Origin of the sequence: Nocardiopsis potens DSM 45234 (assembly GCF_000341105.1) — a bacterium.
GTDB classification, from domain to species: domain Bacteria; phylum Actinomycetota; class Actinomycetes; order Streptosporangiales; family Streptosporangiaceae; genus Nocardiopsis_A; species Nocardiopsis_A potens.
Genome location: NZ_ANBB01000003.1, coordinates 18239 through 32873 on the forward strand (window position 1 = coordinate 18239; position 14635 = coordinate 32873).

At 74.2% G+C, this 14635-nt stretch carries 10 protein-coding genes; 4 read left to right on the top strand and 6 right to left on the bottom strand.

Translation table 11 applies throughout. The features are described from left to right. Position 1 precedes the first annotated feature (1 nt). Both D459_RS0101535 and D459_RS0101540 read right to left on the bottom strand, forming a co-directional pair. A complete protein-coding gene (locus D459_RS0101535; protein ID WP_081620403.1) occupies positions 2-2053 on the bottom strand; it encodes a VMAP-C domain-containing protein in 2052 nt (683 codons plus the stop codon). A gap of 243 nt (positions 2054-2296) precedes the next feature. Beyond that, positions 2297-3733, bottom strand: a complete 1437-nt coding sequence (locus tag D459_RS0101540; protein WP_017591224.1) for an aldehyde dehydrogenase — start codon at positions 3731-3733, stop codon at positions 2297-2299. 246 nt (positions 3734-3979) lie between these two features. Here D459_RS0101540 and dnaE point away from each other — a divergent pair, with 246 nt between their 5' ends. Beyond that, entirely contained in the window at positions 3980-7504 is a 3525-nt protein-coding gene (gene dnaE, locus D459_RS0101545; RefSeq protein ID WP_017591225.1) for a DNA polymerase III subunit alpha, read from the top strand. A gap of 80 nt (positions 7505-7584) precedes the next feature. Here dnaE and D459_RS0101550 read toward each other — a convergent pair whose 3' ends face one another. After that, a complete protein-coding gene (locus D459_RS0101550) occupies positions 7585-8037 on the bottom strand; it encodes a mycothiol transferase (protein ID WP_017591226.1) in 453 nt (150 codons plus the stop codon). A gap of 204 nt (positions 8038-8241) precedes the next feature. On the opposite strand from D459_RS0101550, the gene D459_RS0101555 reads away from it, so the two are divergent. Next, a complete protein-coding gene (locus tag D459_RS0101555) occupies positions 8242-8913 on the top strand; it encodes a hypothetical protein (protein WP_017591227.1) in 672 nt (223 codons plus the stop codon). Between the two features lie 266 nt (positions 8914-9179). Here the strand turns inward: D459_RS0101555 and D459_RS0101560 are convergent, their stop codons facing one another. From D459_RS0101560 to D459_RS0101570, 3 genes are all read right to left on the bottom strand, one after another. Next, on the bottom strand, positions 9180-10286 hold the full coding sequence (locus D459_RS0101560; protein ID WP_017591228.1) for a TIGR04222 domain-containing membrane protein: 1107 nt from the start codon (positions 10284-10286) through the stop codon (positions 9180-9182). Between the two features lie 304 nt (positions 10287-10590). Further along, on the bottom strand, positions 10591-11091 hold the full coding sequence (gene ybaK, locus D459_RS0101565) for a Cys-tRNA(Pro) deacylase (protein WP_017591229.1): 501 nt from the start codon (positions 11089-11091) through the stop codon (positions 10591-10593). A 173-nt stretch (positions 11092-11264) separates the two neighbouring features. After that, a complete protein-coding gene (locus D459_RS0101570) occupies positions 11265-11834 on the bottom strand; it encodes a ferritin (RefSeq protein ID WP_017591230.1) in 570 nt (189 codons plus the stop codon). A gap of 331 nt (positions 11835-12165) precedes the next feature. Here D459_RS0101570 and hisD point away from each other — a divergent pair, with 331 nt between their 5' ends. Continuing rightward, entirely contained in the window at positions 12166-13476 is a 1311-nt protein-coding gene (hisD, locus tag D459_RS0101575) for a histidinol dehydrogenase (RefSeq protein ID WP_017591231.1), read from the top strand. Positions 13477-13540: 64 nt separating this feature from the next. Further along, on the top strand, positions 13541-14623 hold the full coding sequence (locus D459_RS0101580; protein WP_017591232.1) for a histidinol-phosphate transaminase: 1083 nt from the start codon (positions 13541-13543) through the stop codon (positions 14621-14623). Positions 14624-14635: the final 12 nt, after the last annotated feature.

Genomic DNA, 14635 nt, shown 5'->3' on the forward strand with positions numbered 1-14635 from the left:
CCTATTCGCTGTCCAGGAGCTCGTCTGGGGCGGAAATGGGCGCCGCCCCGGGGAGCGGCGCGGGCCGGGGAGGCGGCGCGGCGGGGGCAGGGCCGCTCCGCCCGGCACGCGGCGGGGGGATGACGTCGGAACCGGCGGGGGCGGGGCGCCGCGCGGCCGCCGCGGGCGGCGCGGCGTGATCGGTGAGCAGGGCGATGTCGAAGGGGTCGCCGTGCCCGGTGTGCATCGGGTCGGAAATGTCGGTGTCGGTGGATTCCATGCGCCACTCGTGCAAACGCCGCGGAAGATCGGCGATCTCCGCGGCGCTCAGTGAAAGGTCGCCGCGGTAAAACAACTTATCGAAAATCGGCGGCCCGTTCCATGGGAGCAACGGCTCTTTCCCGCCACCTCCGCCCCGCCTTTCCCGGTAGCCGTCCCGGGCGGCCCCCGGCCGGTGCGGGCCGGCGCCGGGGCGGGCGATCCGCCACACCAGCGTCGGCACCCCCGCCTCCAGCGCGGCGATCAGGGCGAGCGCCGCACCGGCCCCGTCCGCCCCGGTGTCCACGGTGCACACCGCGATCCGCGGGTCGGCCAGCGCGTCGTGCGCGCGGCCCGGCGGCACCGCCGGGGGCAGGCCGCGCAGCCGCCCCGCCCCCTCCCGGGCGGCCCGCTCCAGCCGCCGCCGCATTCGCAGCCGCGCCCCGCTCCAATGCGGCGCGAACGATCTCTCATAGGAATGCAGCACGATGCGGTAAGCGCTGCCGAGCCGCTCCCCGTGCGGGCTGGCCGGGGTCCGCACCCGCCAGTGCGCAATTCCTCCGGAAAGCAGTAGAGGGAGCGGAAGGTAGAAATCCAGCGTCATCGGAACCGGGGGCGGATAAGGGCCGCGGCCGAGGAGGAGCTCGGCCTCCCGGACGATCTCCAGCGCCTCGCCGGGCAGCTCCGCCTCGCCGACGCGCGCGGTCCGCGCCGGGGTGGAGGAGCCGCCCGCCCGGAGCCGGGAGCGCACCTCGTAGCGGGGCCCGCGGCCGCCGGGCAGCGGCTCGGCGACGATCTCCAGCCGGGCCGCTGCCAGCGGCCGGGGCGCGGGGCGGGCGCGCAGCCGCCGCAGCGCCTCCCCGGGCACCTCCTCCGGGCCGCGCGAGTCGGCGTAGCCGCGCAGCGGCCCCCGCGCGGCGGGCCGGAGCTTGGCGACCTCCTCGGCGAAGACCACCTCCGGCGGGAGCCCGTCCGTCCCGGGCGCCAGCTCCCTGAGGTGGTCGAAGGCCTCCAGCGCGGTGCGGAAGCCGACCGCCTCCAGCGGGCGCTCCCGGGTCGCCGACCGGTAGGCCGGCAGCACCCCGGTGAAGGCCGTGCGCCCCAGGAAGGACTCCGCCTCGGCCAGTTCGGCGTCGGCGACCAGGTGGGAGATGGACGGGATGGACTCCACCGGGGTCATCGCGGCGAGCAGCCCGTCGGCGCCGGGGCCCGCGCCGAACAGCGAGCTGCGCACGATGCCCACCACCCCGCCGTCGTCGTCGGCGCGCACGCCGCACCCGCTGAACCCCTGGGTGATCCGGACCGGCTGGTCCGCGGCCAGGTTCAGCTGCGCGGCCCCCTCGAACAGGCCGTAGCCGGCCACCTGGGCCGCGGCGACCAGCCCGTGCGGCGCCTGGTCGCCGAGGAGCGAGGGGTGGCCGCGGATCCGGACCGGCAGCGGCCGCCCGGTCCGCTCGATCCGGGACATCCGGGCGAGCAGCCGGGCGGGTTCGGGGTCGGCGCCGGCGCCGGGGGCGAGCCGGAGCAGGGCGGTGTCCCCGGCGGCGTCCCAGGCCTCCCCGATCAGGTGCGCGGTGCGCCGGGTGAAACCGCAGGGGCCGGGGACGTCCACCTCCAGTGCGGTGCCGTCCGCGGGCGCGCCGGCCCGCCGCGGCCGGAGCAGTGCGGCGTCGACCACGTGCGCGCAGGTGAGGACCGTGCCCCCGGGCAGGGCGACGCCGCCGCCCGCCACCGTCCCGTCGACGGCCGGGATCCGCACCTGCCAGGCGGGGGAGGGCAGAGGTGAGGAACGGAGGGTGGGAGAAGGAGAGGCCACCGTTGAGCGGTCACTTTCTTCGGTTGTCGGGGGTGATTCGGTTGGCTCCTAATTGTTCCCGCCGTTGGTGATGAATACGCTATGTAGGGGTGTCATCACCAGAAATTCACCACTGACATGCGGAGCCGCCCCGCCCGGGCGGCGGTCCCGACGCCGCGGCCCCGCCGGAGCGCTCCGACGGGGCCGCCGCGCCGAGGAGGTCGGGGGAGGCCGGGCGCCCCGGCCGCCCGGCCGCCCGGCCGGTCAGCCCAGGGTCACGATGGACTTGTGCTCCAGGTACTCCTCCAGGCCCTCGGGGCCGAACTCCCGCCCCAGGCCGCTGGCCTTGTAGCCGCCGAACGGGGTGTTCACGTCGATGTTGAAGACGTTCACCCCGAACGTCCCGGCGCGGATCCGGCGGGCCAGGGCCAGGCCGCGCTCCGGGTCGGCGGTCCAGACCGAGCCGGCCAGCCCGTAGTCGCTCTCCTCGGCCAGCCGGACCGCCTCCTCCTCGCCGTCGTAGGGGATCACCGCCAGCACCGGGCCGAAGATCTCCTCCCGGGCGATGCGCATCCCGTTGTGCGCGTCGGCGAAGACGGTCGGCTCGACGTAGTGGCCCCGGTCCAGGCCGTCCGGGCGGCCGCCGCCGGCGGTGATCCGGGCGCCCTCGGCGACCCCCGAGGCGATGTAGCCCTCCACCCGCTCGCGCTGCCGCTCCGAGACCAGCGGGCCGATCTCGGTCGCCGGGTCGGCGGGGTCCCCCACGGCCAGCGCGGCGACCCGCTCGGTGACCGCCTCGACCACCTCGGCGTAGCGGGACCGCGGGGCGAGGATCCGCGCCTGGGCGATGCACGCCTCGCCGTTGTTGAGCAGTGCGGTCAGCGGCAGCATCGCGGTGTACCCGGCCAGGTCGGCGTCGTCCAGGAGGATCGCGGCGGACTTGCCGCCCAGCTCCAGGCTGCACCCCTTGAGCGCTTCGCCGCAGAGCGCCCCGATCCGCCGCCCGGCCGCGGTCGACCCGGTGAAGGCCACGTGGTCCACCCCGGGGTGGGCGACCAGGTGCTCCCCGGCCTCCCGCCCGGCCGCGACGATGTTGAGCACGCCCGGCGGGACCCCGGCCTCCTCGGCCAGCTCGGCGAGCGGGTAGGGGTCCAGCGCGGTCTCGGGGGCCGGCTTGACCACCACGGTGCACCCGGCGAGCAGCGCCGGAGCCACCTTCGCCATGATCAGGAACTGCGGGACGTTCCACGGCACCACCGCGGCCACCACGCCGGCCGGCTCCCGCTCGACGTGCACCGGGCCGAGCAGCCCCGGCCGGGTCTCCCGCCAGGTGAAGTCCTCGGCCAGCCCCGCGTAGTAGGCCAGGGTCTGCTGCGGGACCGGCACCTGGGCCAGCCGGGAGAAGGAGATCGGGCAGCCCATCTCGGCGGTGATCAGCTCCGCGAGCTCATCGGAGCGCTCCAGGTAGCCCTCGGCCAGGCGGGCCAGGACCGCGGCCCGCTCCGCGGGGTCCGTCCGCGGCCAGGGGCCGGTGTCGAACGCCCGCCGGGCGGCCGCCACGGCCCGGTCCATGTCCGCCGCGGTCCCCTCCGGGGCCCGGCCGACCGCCTCCCCGCTGTGCGGTGAGGCGACCTCGATCGTCTCGGCGGAGGCGGGCTCGGTCCACTCGCCGCCGATGTAGAGCCGGTCGTGTTCGCGCATCAGGCCTCCAAAGCAGAACGAGAACAGGTTTCAGTTTGCCTCGGAGGGGCGGAACCCGCCAGGGTCGTTCCACCGCCCGCCGGGCGAACGGGTTCCGCCCTCCGGGCCGGCTCCGGCCGGCCGCCGGCGAATGCGGCCGCCGCCACCGGGACCCGCGGCGCGGACGCGCCCATCCACAGCCGGGGGCGGCGTAGGCTCGTGAGGCGTCCTCTGTCCCACCGATCCGCATAACGGGGTAACCGAGCCATGGCCGACTCCTTCGTCCATCTGCACGTCCACACCGAGTACTCGATGCTGGACGGGGCGGCGAAGTTGAAGAACCTGTTCGAAGTCGCCCAGCAGGAGAAGATGCCGGCCGTCGCGATGACCGACCACGGCAACATGCACGGGGCCAACGACTTCTACAAGCAGGCCAAGGCCGCCGGGGTCACCCCGGTCATCGGCGTCGAGGCATACGTGGCGCCCGAATCCCGGTACCACAAGAAGCCGGTCCGCTGGGGCGACCCGAGCCAGCGCAGCGACGACGTCTCCGGCGGCGGCGCGTTCAACCACATGACCATGTGGGCGCAGAACAAGGAGGGGCTGCACAACCTCTTCAAGCTCAACTCCCGCGCCTCCACCGAGGGCTTCTTCCGCAAGCCCCGGATGGACATGGAGCTCATCTCCGAGCACGCCCGGGGCATCATCGCCACCACCGGCTGCCCCTCCGGCGCGGTGCAGACCCGGCTCCGCCTGGGCCAGGAGGCCGAGGCGATGGAGGTCGCCGCCGCCTACCGGGACATCTTCGGCCGGGAGAACTTCTTCGTCGAGCTGATGGACCACGGCCTGGACATCGAGCGGCGGGTGCGCGAAGGGCTGCTGCACATCGCCAAGGAGCTCGACCTGCGCTTCGTGGTGACCAACGACTCGCACTACACCTACGAGCGCGAGCGCGACGCGCACGACGCCCTGCTGTGCATCCAGACCGGCTCGAAGATCGCCGACGAGAACCGGTTCCGCTTCGGCGGCTCGGGCTACTTCCTGAAGAGCGCCGAGGAGATGCGCGCCATCGACACCTCCGAGGCCTGGCAGGAGGGGTGCCGGAACACCCTGGCCATCGCCGAGATGGTCGACACCGCCGGCATGTTCGACTACTACAACCTCATGCCGCAGCTCCCCTGGCCGGAGGGGGAGACCGAGGAGAGCTACTTCCACAAGCAGGTGATGCAGGGCCTGGAGCGCCGCTTCCCCGAGGGCGTCCCGGACAGCTACGTCACCCAGGCCGAGTACGAGGTCGGCGTCATCCTGCAGAAGGGCTACCCGTCCTACTTCCTGGTGGTCGCCGACTTCATCAACTGGGCCAAGGAGAACGGCATCGCGGTGGGCCCGGGCCGGGGCTCCGCCGCGGGGTCGCTGCTCGCCTACGCGCTGGGCATCACCGACCTCGACCCCATCCCGCACAGCCTGATCTTCGAGCGGTTCCTCAACCCCGAGCGCGAGTCCCCGCCCGACATCGACATCGACTTCGACGAGCGCCGGCGCGGCGACGTCATCCGCTACGTCACCGAGAAGTACGGCGAGGACAAGGTCGCCATGATCGCGACCTTCGGCACCATTAAGGCGAAGGCCGCCGTCAAGGACGCCTCCCGGGTCCTGGGCTTCCCCTACGCGCTGGGCGACCGCATCTCCAAGGCGTTCCCGCCCACCGTCATGGGCAAGGACATCCCGCTCTCCGGCATCTTCGACGAGAAGCACCCGCGCTACAACGAGGCCGGCGAGCTGCGCCAGCTCTACACCGACGACGTCGAGGTCAAGCAGGTCATGGACCTGGCCCAGGGCCTCGAAGGGCTGATCCGGCAGACCGGTGTGCACGCCGCGGGCGTGATCATGAGCTCCGAGCCCATCACCGACCACATCCCGGTGATGATGCGCGACTCCGACGGGGTGATCATCACCCAGTTCGACTACCCGACCTGTGAGTCGCTCGGCCTGATGAAGATGGACTTCCTCGGGCTGCGCAACCTCACCATCATGGACGACTGCATCAAGAACATCGAGGCCAACCGGGGCGAGAAGGTCGACCTGCTCAGCCTCACCCTGGACGACAAGCCCACGTTCGAACTGCTGCAGCGCGGCGACACCCTGGCGGTCTTCCAGTTCGACGGCGGCCCGATGCGGGCCCTGCTCCGCCAGATGAAGCCCGACCACTTCGAGGACATCTCCGCGGTCGGCGCCCTCTACCGGCCCGGCCCGATGGGCGCCAACTCCCACATCAACTACGCGCTGCGCAAGAACGGGCAGCAGGAGATCACCCCGATCCACCCCGAGCTCGAAGAGCCGCTCAAGGACATCCTGGGCACGACCTACGGCCTGATCGTGTACCAGGAGCAGGTCATGCAGATCGCCCAGAAGGTCGCCGGGTACTCGCTCGGCGAAGCGGACCTGCTCCGCCGCGCCATGGGCAAGAAGAAGAAGGAGGTCCTGGACAAGGAGTTCAAGCCGTTCAGCGAGGGGATGAAGAAGAACGGCTACTCCGCGGAGGCGGTCAAGACCCTCTGGGACATCCTGGTCCCCTTCTCCGACTACGCCTTCAACAAGGCGCACAGCGCCGCCTACGGCCTGGTCTCCTACTGGACCGCCTACCTCAAGGCCAACTACCCGGCCGAGTACATGGCGGCCGTGCTCACCTCGGTCGGCGACGACAAGGACAAGAGCGCGCTCTACCTCAACGAGTGCCGCCGGATGGGCATCAAGGTGCTGCCGCCCGACGTCAACGAGTCGGACGCGACCTTCACCCCGCGCGGGGAGGACGAGATCCGCTTCGGCCTGGAGGCGATCCGCAACGTCGGCGGCAACGTCGTCGACGGCATCGTCAAGGCCCGCACCGAGAAGGGCCGGTTCACCGGCTTCGCCGACTTCCTGGACAAGGTCCCCCAGCAGGTCTGCAACAAGCGGGTGGTGGAGTCGCTGATCAAGGCCGGCGGCTTCGACGAGTTCGGCCAGTCGCGCAAGGGCCTGGTCCTCGTGCACGAGCAGGCCATCGACGCGATCATCGGGCACAAGCGGGCCGAGGCCGCCGGCCAGGACTCGCTGTTCGGCGGCATCGCCGAGCCGGAGTCGGGCATCCAGGTGGTCCCGGACATCCCGGAGGGCGAGTGGGACAAGACCACGCTGCTCGCGTTCGAGCGGGAGATGCTCGGCCTCTACGTCTCCGACCACCCGCTGCTCGGCCTGGAGAGCATGCTGGCCGCCAACACCGACTGCTCCGTCGCCGACCTCGCCGACCGCCCCGACGGGACCACGGTCACCGTCGGCGGCCTGCTCTCCGGGCTGACCCGGAAGATCACCAAGCAGGGCAACAGCTGGGCGATGGCCCAGCTGGAGGACCTCGGCGGCGCCGTGGACTGCATGATCTTCCCCAACACCTACCAGCTCTGCTCCCAGGTGCTGGCCGAGGACGCGGTGCTCTACGTCAAGGGCCGGCTGGACCGCCGCGAAGACATCCCCAAGCTCATCGCGATGGAGGTGGTCCAGCCCGACCTGTCCCAGGTCGGCAAGGAGCAGCCGGTGGTGGTGTCGATGCCGATCTCCCGGGTGGAGAAGAACACCATCGGGGAGTTCCGCGACATCCTGGACCGCAACCGCGGCCAGACCCAGGTCCACCTCCAGGTGCACAACGGCCCGCGCACCACGGTCTTCGCCCTGGACGAAGGGCTGCGGGTCAGCCCCTCCCCGGCGCTGATGGGCGAGCTCAAGGCGCTGCTCGGCTCCAACTGCCTGGGCGGCGTCTGAGCGGCCGCCGGGGGCGCGGGCACCCGCCCGCGCCCCCGGCGGGGCACCCGCCCCGCGGGCGCGGGGCGGGCTCCGCGCGGTCAGCCGGACATGGCGGCCCCCTGCGGCCAGGACCGGAGGATGTCGAGCCGGCCGCCCTGCCGGGCGGTCTCCTCCAGCACGTGCAGCAGCACCCAGCGCAGCGTCACCCGGGCGCCGCCCTGCTGCACCAGCCGGGCCCCGGCGCGCTGCTCCAACCGGGCGGTGACCGCCCGTGAGCGCGCGCACTGCGCGTCGTACTCGTCCAGCAGGACCGCGAGCGGGCGCGGCGGGCCGTCCGCCCGCCCGCCGCCCGTGCACCCTTCCGCCGGGCGCGGGACCCGGTCCGGGCGGCCCAGCATCACCACCTCGAACCAGTGGTGCTCCACCCAGGTGAGGTGGGCCGCCACGGCGTGCGGGGAGAGCGGGGCCGGATGCGCGGGCGGCCGCTCGCCCAGCTCCGCGCAGAGCGCGCGGACCGCGGCGCGCTGCCGGTCCAGATAGGCCGAGACCATGGTGGCCTCGTCCGCGGCCGACGGCAGCGCGGGGCGGCGCGCCCGGCGCCGGGCGGCGGGGGTCGGTCGGAGAGGCCTCACATTGCTGTCCACCGGTGTGTTCATGCGGTCATTGTGAACACCGCCCCCGGCGGGGACCACTGGTTTTCCCGGTCGCGGACCGGGATAGATTCGATGCAGCGGAACGGAAGGGGGCACCGGCCGATGGTGCGCAGACGGTGGACCGCGGGAGTCGCGGTCCTGGCGGCGGTCGCGCTGCTCGGCATCCCCCTCGGGGCGCTGTGGTGGGGGATCTCCCCCCGGCCCGAGGTCACCGTCGGCGACGGCGGGGCGGTGCTGCCCTACCCGGCGACCGAGGCCTCCTTCGCGGTCCAGGGCCGCTACGCGCTCATCGCGGCCGGCGCCGGCATGCTCACCGGCTACTGCTCCTACCTGGCCCAGTACGGCCTGGCGCGGCGCGCCGCCGAGCGGCCGGGCGGCGGGCCCGTGCCGGACCTGCGGATGGCCTGCCTCACCGGGCTGACCGCCGGGTCGGTCATCGGGGCGCTGCTGCTCTGGGGGACCGGGGTCCTCCTGGACGGGGACGCCCTCGGCCGGGCCCTGGCCGGGGCCGAGCCCGGCGACGTGATCACCGACCGGATCCGCCTGGACGCCCTGGGCGCGCTGGTGGTCTGGCCGTTCGTCGCGGTGCTGCAGTACGGGCTGTTCGACGCGGTCAGCATCTGGCGCCGCGACCTGCCCACCGACGGCGTCCCCGCGCCGCCGCCCGTCCCGGAGGAGCCCGCCGTCCCGGCCCCGGCCCCCGCGGCCCCCGGGGACGCGCCCGCCCCGCCCGCCGGCCCCACCGCCGAGACCGGGGCCGAGCGCCCTTCCTGACCCGTCCGCCCTCCGCCGGGGCTCCCGCGGTCTCGGGGAGCCGTCCGGTCCTTCCGCGGAGCCGGTCGGCGCCGCTCCCCGGCCGCGGTCCGAAACCGGCCGCCGAGGCCGGGCCGTCCACCCCCCTTGACCCGTTCGCCCTCCGCCATGCTCCTTGCGGCCCGGCCGAGGCGCCCGGTTCCTCCGCGCCGCCGGCGATGCGCCCGGCCGCATTGCGGGAGGGGCACGGCGGCAGAGGCCCGATGCGCCCGGAGGGTCGGCCGTGTTCAGCGCGGGCGGTGCCGGGCCGCGGTGGTCGGGTCGCCGTCACCGCGCCAGGTCCCGCTCCCGCCGTCCCCGGAGAAGTCGCCGCCCAGGTCGCCGTCGGGCCGGCCGAAGCCGCGCCCCACGGCCGCGGCGAACGACCGGACCAGCGCGAGCTCGCGCAGCTCCGGCGGCTCCGGGGAGTCGGCGCGGCGGCGCAGCGACCGGAAGCCCAGCAGGGCGGTGGAGCGCAGAGCCGCCGCCGGTCCGCCGGCCGGCCCGGCGCGGCCCGCCTCGGCCAGCAGCGCGTCCCCGGCGAGGGTGCGCGGGCCGAGCCGCCCGCCGGTGGCCCGGTAGGCGCCGTGCACGGTGAACCAGCCGGCGTACAGCGCGAGGGCGACCGGGGCGACCCGGGGCGAGGGCACCGAGGCCAGGGCGGTGCCGGCGGCGACGGCGCCGCACAGCACCGGGCCGCTGAGCGCGCCCACCGCGCGGCGGGACAGGTGCAGGTGGAACGGGTAGGTCAGGAGCAGCCCGGCGCAGAGCACCGACCAGACCCCCTCCGGGCCGGAGGACGGGTGCATCCCCACCACCAGCAGCGCCGGGCCGAGCACCGCGGCGGCCGCCCCCAGCACGGTGTGCAGGCCGGCGGCGGCGCGCCTGACCCGGCGCACCCCGCGCATCCGCTGCGGCGGGAAGAACAGCCCGAGGCGGCGGAGCCGCCACAGCACCACGGTCGCCTGGTCGCTCCGGGCGGCGGTGTTCACCAGCTCCTCGGCGCACATGCTGCGCTTGGGGCGCAGCCGGTCGGCCATCACCCGGGCGGGCGGGCTGAGGGCGCGGATCAGCCGGGCGGCGGCGGACGGCTCGGGGTCGGGGCGGGCCACCGCGCCGTGGCCGCGGGCGATCACCCGGCCGCCGAGGTAGAGCTCGGCCAGCGCGACCTCGCCCATCCGCTGCAGGCCGCCGGCGAGCATGCCCAGCTCCAGCGGGGTGAGCTCGTCCGCGCCGAGGACGGGGCGGCGCGGACCGGACCGGCGCAGCCGGGTGTGGGCGTGGCGCGAGGCGAGGAAACCGAGCAGGGCCGGCACGTGCAGGAGAACCGTGCCGAGCAGGATCGCCGGGATCATCGCGCCTCCTTCACGCGCCCCGCACCGTGTTGTGATGCAGACCACGTTAGAACGGTCGGCGCGCGCTGAAAAGTGCCCGACGGAAACGGGTCGCCGCAACGTCGCCACGGAGCGTGACGAAAGTGCGGGTGCGCTGCCCGCATCGGGACGCGCGGCCGCGGCCCTGCTCGGAAGTCGCCCCGGGCGGCGGTCTCGGTGCTGCGGTCCGATCAGAGCGCTCGGACGGAGCCGCAACGCCGAGACCGCCGGGGGAGCGGCCGGCGGGGCGTGCTCCGGGGCCGGTCGCCCTTCTCCCGCCGGCGGTCTAAGGGGCGGCGATCGGGCCGGTGGCGGCGCCGGTCAGGCGGACCAGGTCGGCGGGGGAGAGCTCCATCTGCAGGCCGCGGCGGCCGGCCGAGACGTAGACGGTGCCGTGGCCGGCGGCGGAGGAGTCCACCACGGTGGGCAGCCGCTTGCGCTGGCCGAGCGGGCTGATGCCGCCGCGCACGTAGCCGGTGCTGCGCTCGGCGGCGGCGGGGTCGGCCATGGCGGCCTTCTTGCCGCCCGCGGCGGCGGCCAGGGCCTTGAGGCTGAGCGAGGCGCCGACCGGCACCACCGCCACGGTGAGGGCGCCGTCCACCTCGGTGACCAGCGTCTTGAAGACCCGGTCGTGCGGGACGCCGAGCGCGTCGGCGGCCTCCTCGCCGTAGGACGAGCCGCCGTCCCCGGCGGCCTCGTAGGGGTGCAGGGTGAAGTCGATCTTCGCTCGGGACGCGGCGACCGTGGCGGGGGTTCCCTTCCCGCCCTTTCCGCCCTTGGCGCTCACGGTGCGAAACGCCTCTTCTCTGTTCCTGGGGTGACGGCCTGGGACGGGCCCAGGATAGACGGCCTGAGGCGGGCCCGGGATGGGCGGCCCGGGACGGGCCCGGGACGGCGGCGGCCGCCCGGCCGGGGCGGCCGGGCGGCCGGAGGACAGGCTCCCGCCGAGCTCCGCGGAACTCAGACCGTCAGCGCGGGCCCCGCGGTCTCCGGGGCGTCGGCGTCGCCGCCGGTCTCGTCGGGCATCTCGCGGGAGAGCCAGGTCTCCACCTCGAACAGGGAGCCGCCGGCGGCCCGGTCGACGACGTCCAGAATGGTGGACATCTTGTGCTCCTCCTCGACCTGCTCCTTGAGGAACCACTGGAGGAACTGCTCGCCGGTGTAGTCGTTCTCCTCGCGGGCGACCCGGGAGAGAACGTGGAACTGCTCGGTGACGCGCTGCTCCTGGGAGAGTGCGAGCGCGACCGGCTCGCGCGGCGACTGGAACTCGTTCTGGATCTCGTCGGGGCGGGGAATGGAGACCGGAACGTCGCGGTCGATGAGGTAGCGCACGATCATCATCGCGTGGTCGCGCTCCTCCAGGGCCTGCCGGTAGAAGATCCGCGCGAACTGCGGCAGGTGGCGGTCGTCGTACCAGGTGGCCAGGGCGACGTACTGGTGCGAGGCGGTGAACTCGTGCCGGACCTGGTCCAGCAGGAGGCGGTGGAACTTGGAAAGGCCGTGCTCGGCGCCGTGTGTCGTAGAAGCCATACCCCTACGGTAACGTCCGGCAAATCAATTGTCGAACAATGGCGCTGGCAATTCTCGTCACTTAGGAAAGCCTTTGCGAAATCAATTTAGGTTAGCCCTCCCAAAGTAAGGGCGAGCTAATTCAGTCCTTTTATGGTGAGGCTTCCCTAAAAAGGTGCGCACCGGGCCGGGAAGGGTGCGCGGCCCCGCTCCGGGCCCCCTCTCCGCCGCGCCGCCGCCGCGGCCGGAGGGCCGCCGGCGCCGCCGGCCGGGCACCCGCCCCCGCGGCGCGCCCCAGGTGAACGGGGCGACCGGAGGGGAGCGCGGGGCGGCGGGCCCCTAGAATGGGGGCGTGATCTCCCGAATCGACCTCCGAGGCACCACCGGCGACCCGCGGGACGCACTGCCCCGCGCCGAGACCGACGTCGAGGCCGCCGTGCAGAAAGTCCGCCCGATCTGCGAGGACGTCCGCCATCGCGGCGTCGAGGCGCTGATCGAGTACGGCAAGCGCTTCGACGGGGTCGACCTCGACGGCATCCGGGTCCCGGCCGAGGAGATCTCCGCCGCCCTGCGCGACCTGGACCCCGCGGTGCGCGCCGCCCTGGAGGAGGCGATCCGCCGCACCCGCCTGGTCCACCGCGACCAGCGGCGCACCGACACCACCACCCGGGTCGTCCCGGGCGGCACCGTCACCGAGCGCTGGGTGCCGGTCGGCCGGGTCGGGCTGTACGTGCCCGGCGGCCGCGCCGTCTACCCGTCCAGCGTCGTGATGAACACCGTCCCCGCCCAGGAGGCCGGGGTCGGCTCGCTCGCCGTGGCCTCCCCGCCGCAGGCCGAGTTCGGCGGCCTCCCCCACCCCACCGTGCTGGCCGCCTGCGCGCTGCTCGGCGTGGACGAGGTGTACGCCGTCGGCGGCGCCCAGGCGGTCGCGATGTTCGCCTACGGCGCCGGCGAGTGCGCCCGCGCCGACATGGTCACCGGCCCCGGCAACATCTGGGTCGCCGCCGCCAAGCGCCTGCTCAAGGGGGTCATCGGCATCGACGCCGAGGCCGGCCCCACCGAGATCGCGGTGCTCGCCGACGACACCGCCGACCCCGGCTACGTCGCCGCCGACCTGATCAGCCAGGCCGAGCACGACGTGGTCGCCGCCTCGGTGCTGGTCACCCCCTCCACCGAATTGGCCGACGCGGTCGAGGCCGAGCTGCGCGCCCGGGTGCCCGCCACCAAGCACGCCGACCGCGTCGCAGAGGCGCTCTCCGGGCCGCAGTCCGGCATCGTGCTGGTCGACGACGTCGACCACGGCCTCGCGGTGGTCGACGCCTACGCCGCCGAGCACCTCGAGATCATGGTCCGCGACCCGCACGCCACCGCGGCGCGGGTGCGCAACGCCGGCGCGGTGTTCGTCGGCGACCACAGCCCGGTCTCCCTCGGCGACTACCTCGCCGGCTCCAACCACGTGCTGCCCACCGGCGGCTGCGCCTGCCACTCCTCCGGGCTGAGCGTGCAGACCTTCCTGCGCGGGATCCACGTCGTGCACTACGACCGGGACGCCCTCGCCGAGGCGGCGCCGCACGTGGTGGCGCTCGCCGAGGCCGAGGACCTGCCCGCGCACGGCGAGGCCGTCACCGCGCGGGTCGGCCGGCCCGCCGGGCATCGCGGCTGACCCGGGCGCCGCGCAGCGCCCCCGCCGCACCGCCGACAGACCGCCGGAACGGATTGACGACACAGTGAGCGAATTCGGCCTCCAGGACCTGCCGCTCCGCGACGACCTGCGCGGGCGCACCCCCTACGGTGCGCCGCAGCTGGACGTCCCGGTCGCGCTGAACACCAACGAGAACCCCTACCCGCCCTCGGAGCGCCTGGTCGCGGCGCTCGCCGAGGCGGTGTCGGCCGCCGCCCGCGGCCTGAACCGCTACCCCGACCGCGACGCCGTCCGGCTCCGCGAAGGCCTCGCCCGCTACCTCGGGCACGGCCTGGACGCCTCCCGGGTGTGGGCCGCCAACGGCTCCAACGAAGTACTGCAGCAGATCCTGCAGGCCTTCGGCGGCCCCGGCCGCACCGCCATGGGCTTCGAGCCCTCCTACTCGATGCACCCGGTCATCTCCGAGGTCACCGGGACCCGCTGGACCGCCGCGCGGCGCGGGGACGACTTCGCCGTCGACACCGGCGCCGCGCTCGCCGCCATCGAGGAGCACCGGCCCGACGTCGTCTTCCTGACCTCGCCGAACAACCCCACCGGCACCGCGCTGCCGCTGCAGACCGTGGAGCGGATCGCCGCGGCCGCCCCGGGCGTCGTGGTGGTCGACGAGGCCTACGCCGAGTTCCGCCGGGAGGGCACCCCCAGCGCCCTCACCCTGCTCGACGAGAACCCGCGGATCATCGTCAGCCGCACCATGTCCAAGGCGTTCGCGCTGGCCGGGGCGCGGGTCGGCTACCTCGCCGCGCACCCCGCCGTGGTCGACGCGCTGAAGCTGGTCCGGCTGCCCTACCACCTGTCCGCGGTCACCCAGGCCGTCGCCGGCGTCGCACTGGAGTTCTCCGACGAGCTCCTCGGCGGCGTCAAGCAGCTCCGTGAGGAGCGCGACGCCCTGGTCGAGTGGCTCCGCGGGCACGGCTTCCGGGTCGCCGACTCCGATGCGAACTTCGTCATGTTCGGGGAGTTCCCCGACCGCACCGCGGTCTTCCGCGGCATGCTGGAGCGGGGCGTGCTGATCCGCGAGGTCGGCCCGCCCGAGTGGCTGCGCGCCACCATCGGGACCCCCGAGGAAATGTCCGCCTTCCGGGAGGCGTTGCTCCAGGTGACGGGGTGACCCCCGGAACCG

Coding starts and splice junctions, on each gene's coding strand:
- D459_RS0101540 (WP_017591224.1), bottom strand. CDS start 3,733: ATGCGCGAACACGACCGGCTCTACATCGGCGGCGAGTGGACCGAGCCC.
- dnaE (WP_017591225.1), top strand. CDS start 3,980: ATGGCCGACTCCTTCGTCCATCTGCACGTCCACACCGAGTACTCGATG.
- D459_RS0101550 (WP_017591226.1), bottom strand. CDS start 8,037: ATGGTCTCGGCCTATCTGGACCGGCAGCGCGCCGCGGTCCGCGCGCTC.
- D459_RS0101555 (WP_017591227.1), top strand. CDS start 8,242: ATGGTGCGCAGACGGTGGACCGCGGGAGTCGCGGTCCTGGCGGCGGTC.
- D459_RS0101560 (WP_017591228.1), bottom strand. CDS start 10,286: ATGATCCCGGCGATCCTGCTCGGCACGGTTCTCCTGCACGTGCCGGCC.
- D459_RS0101570 (WP_017591230.1), bottom strand. CDS start 11,834: ATGGCTTCTACGACACACGGCGCCGAGCACGGCCTTTCCAAGTTCCAC.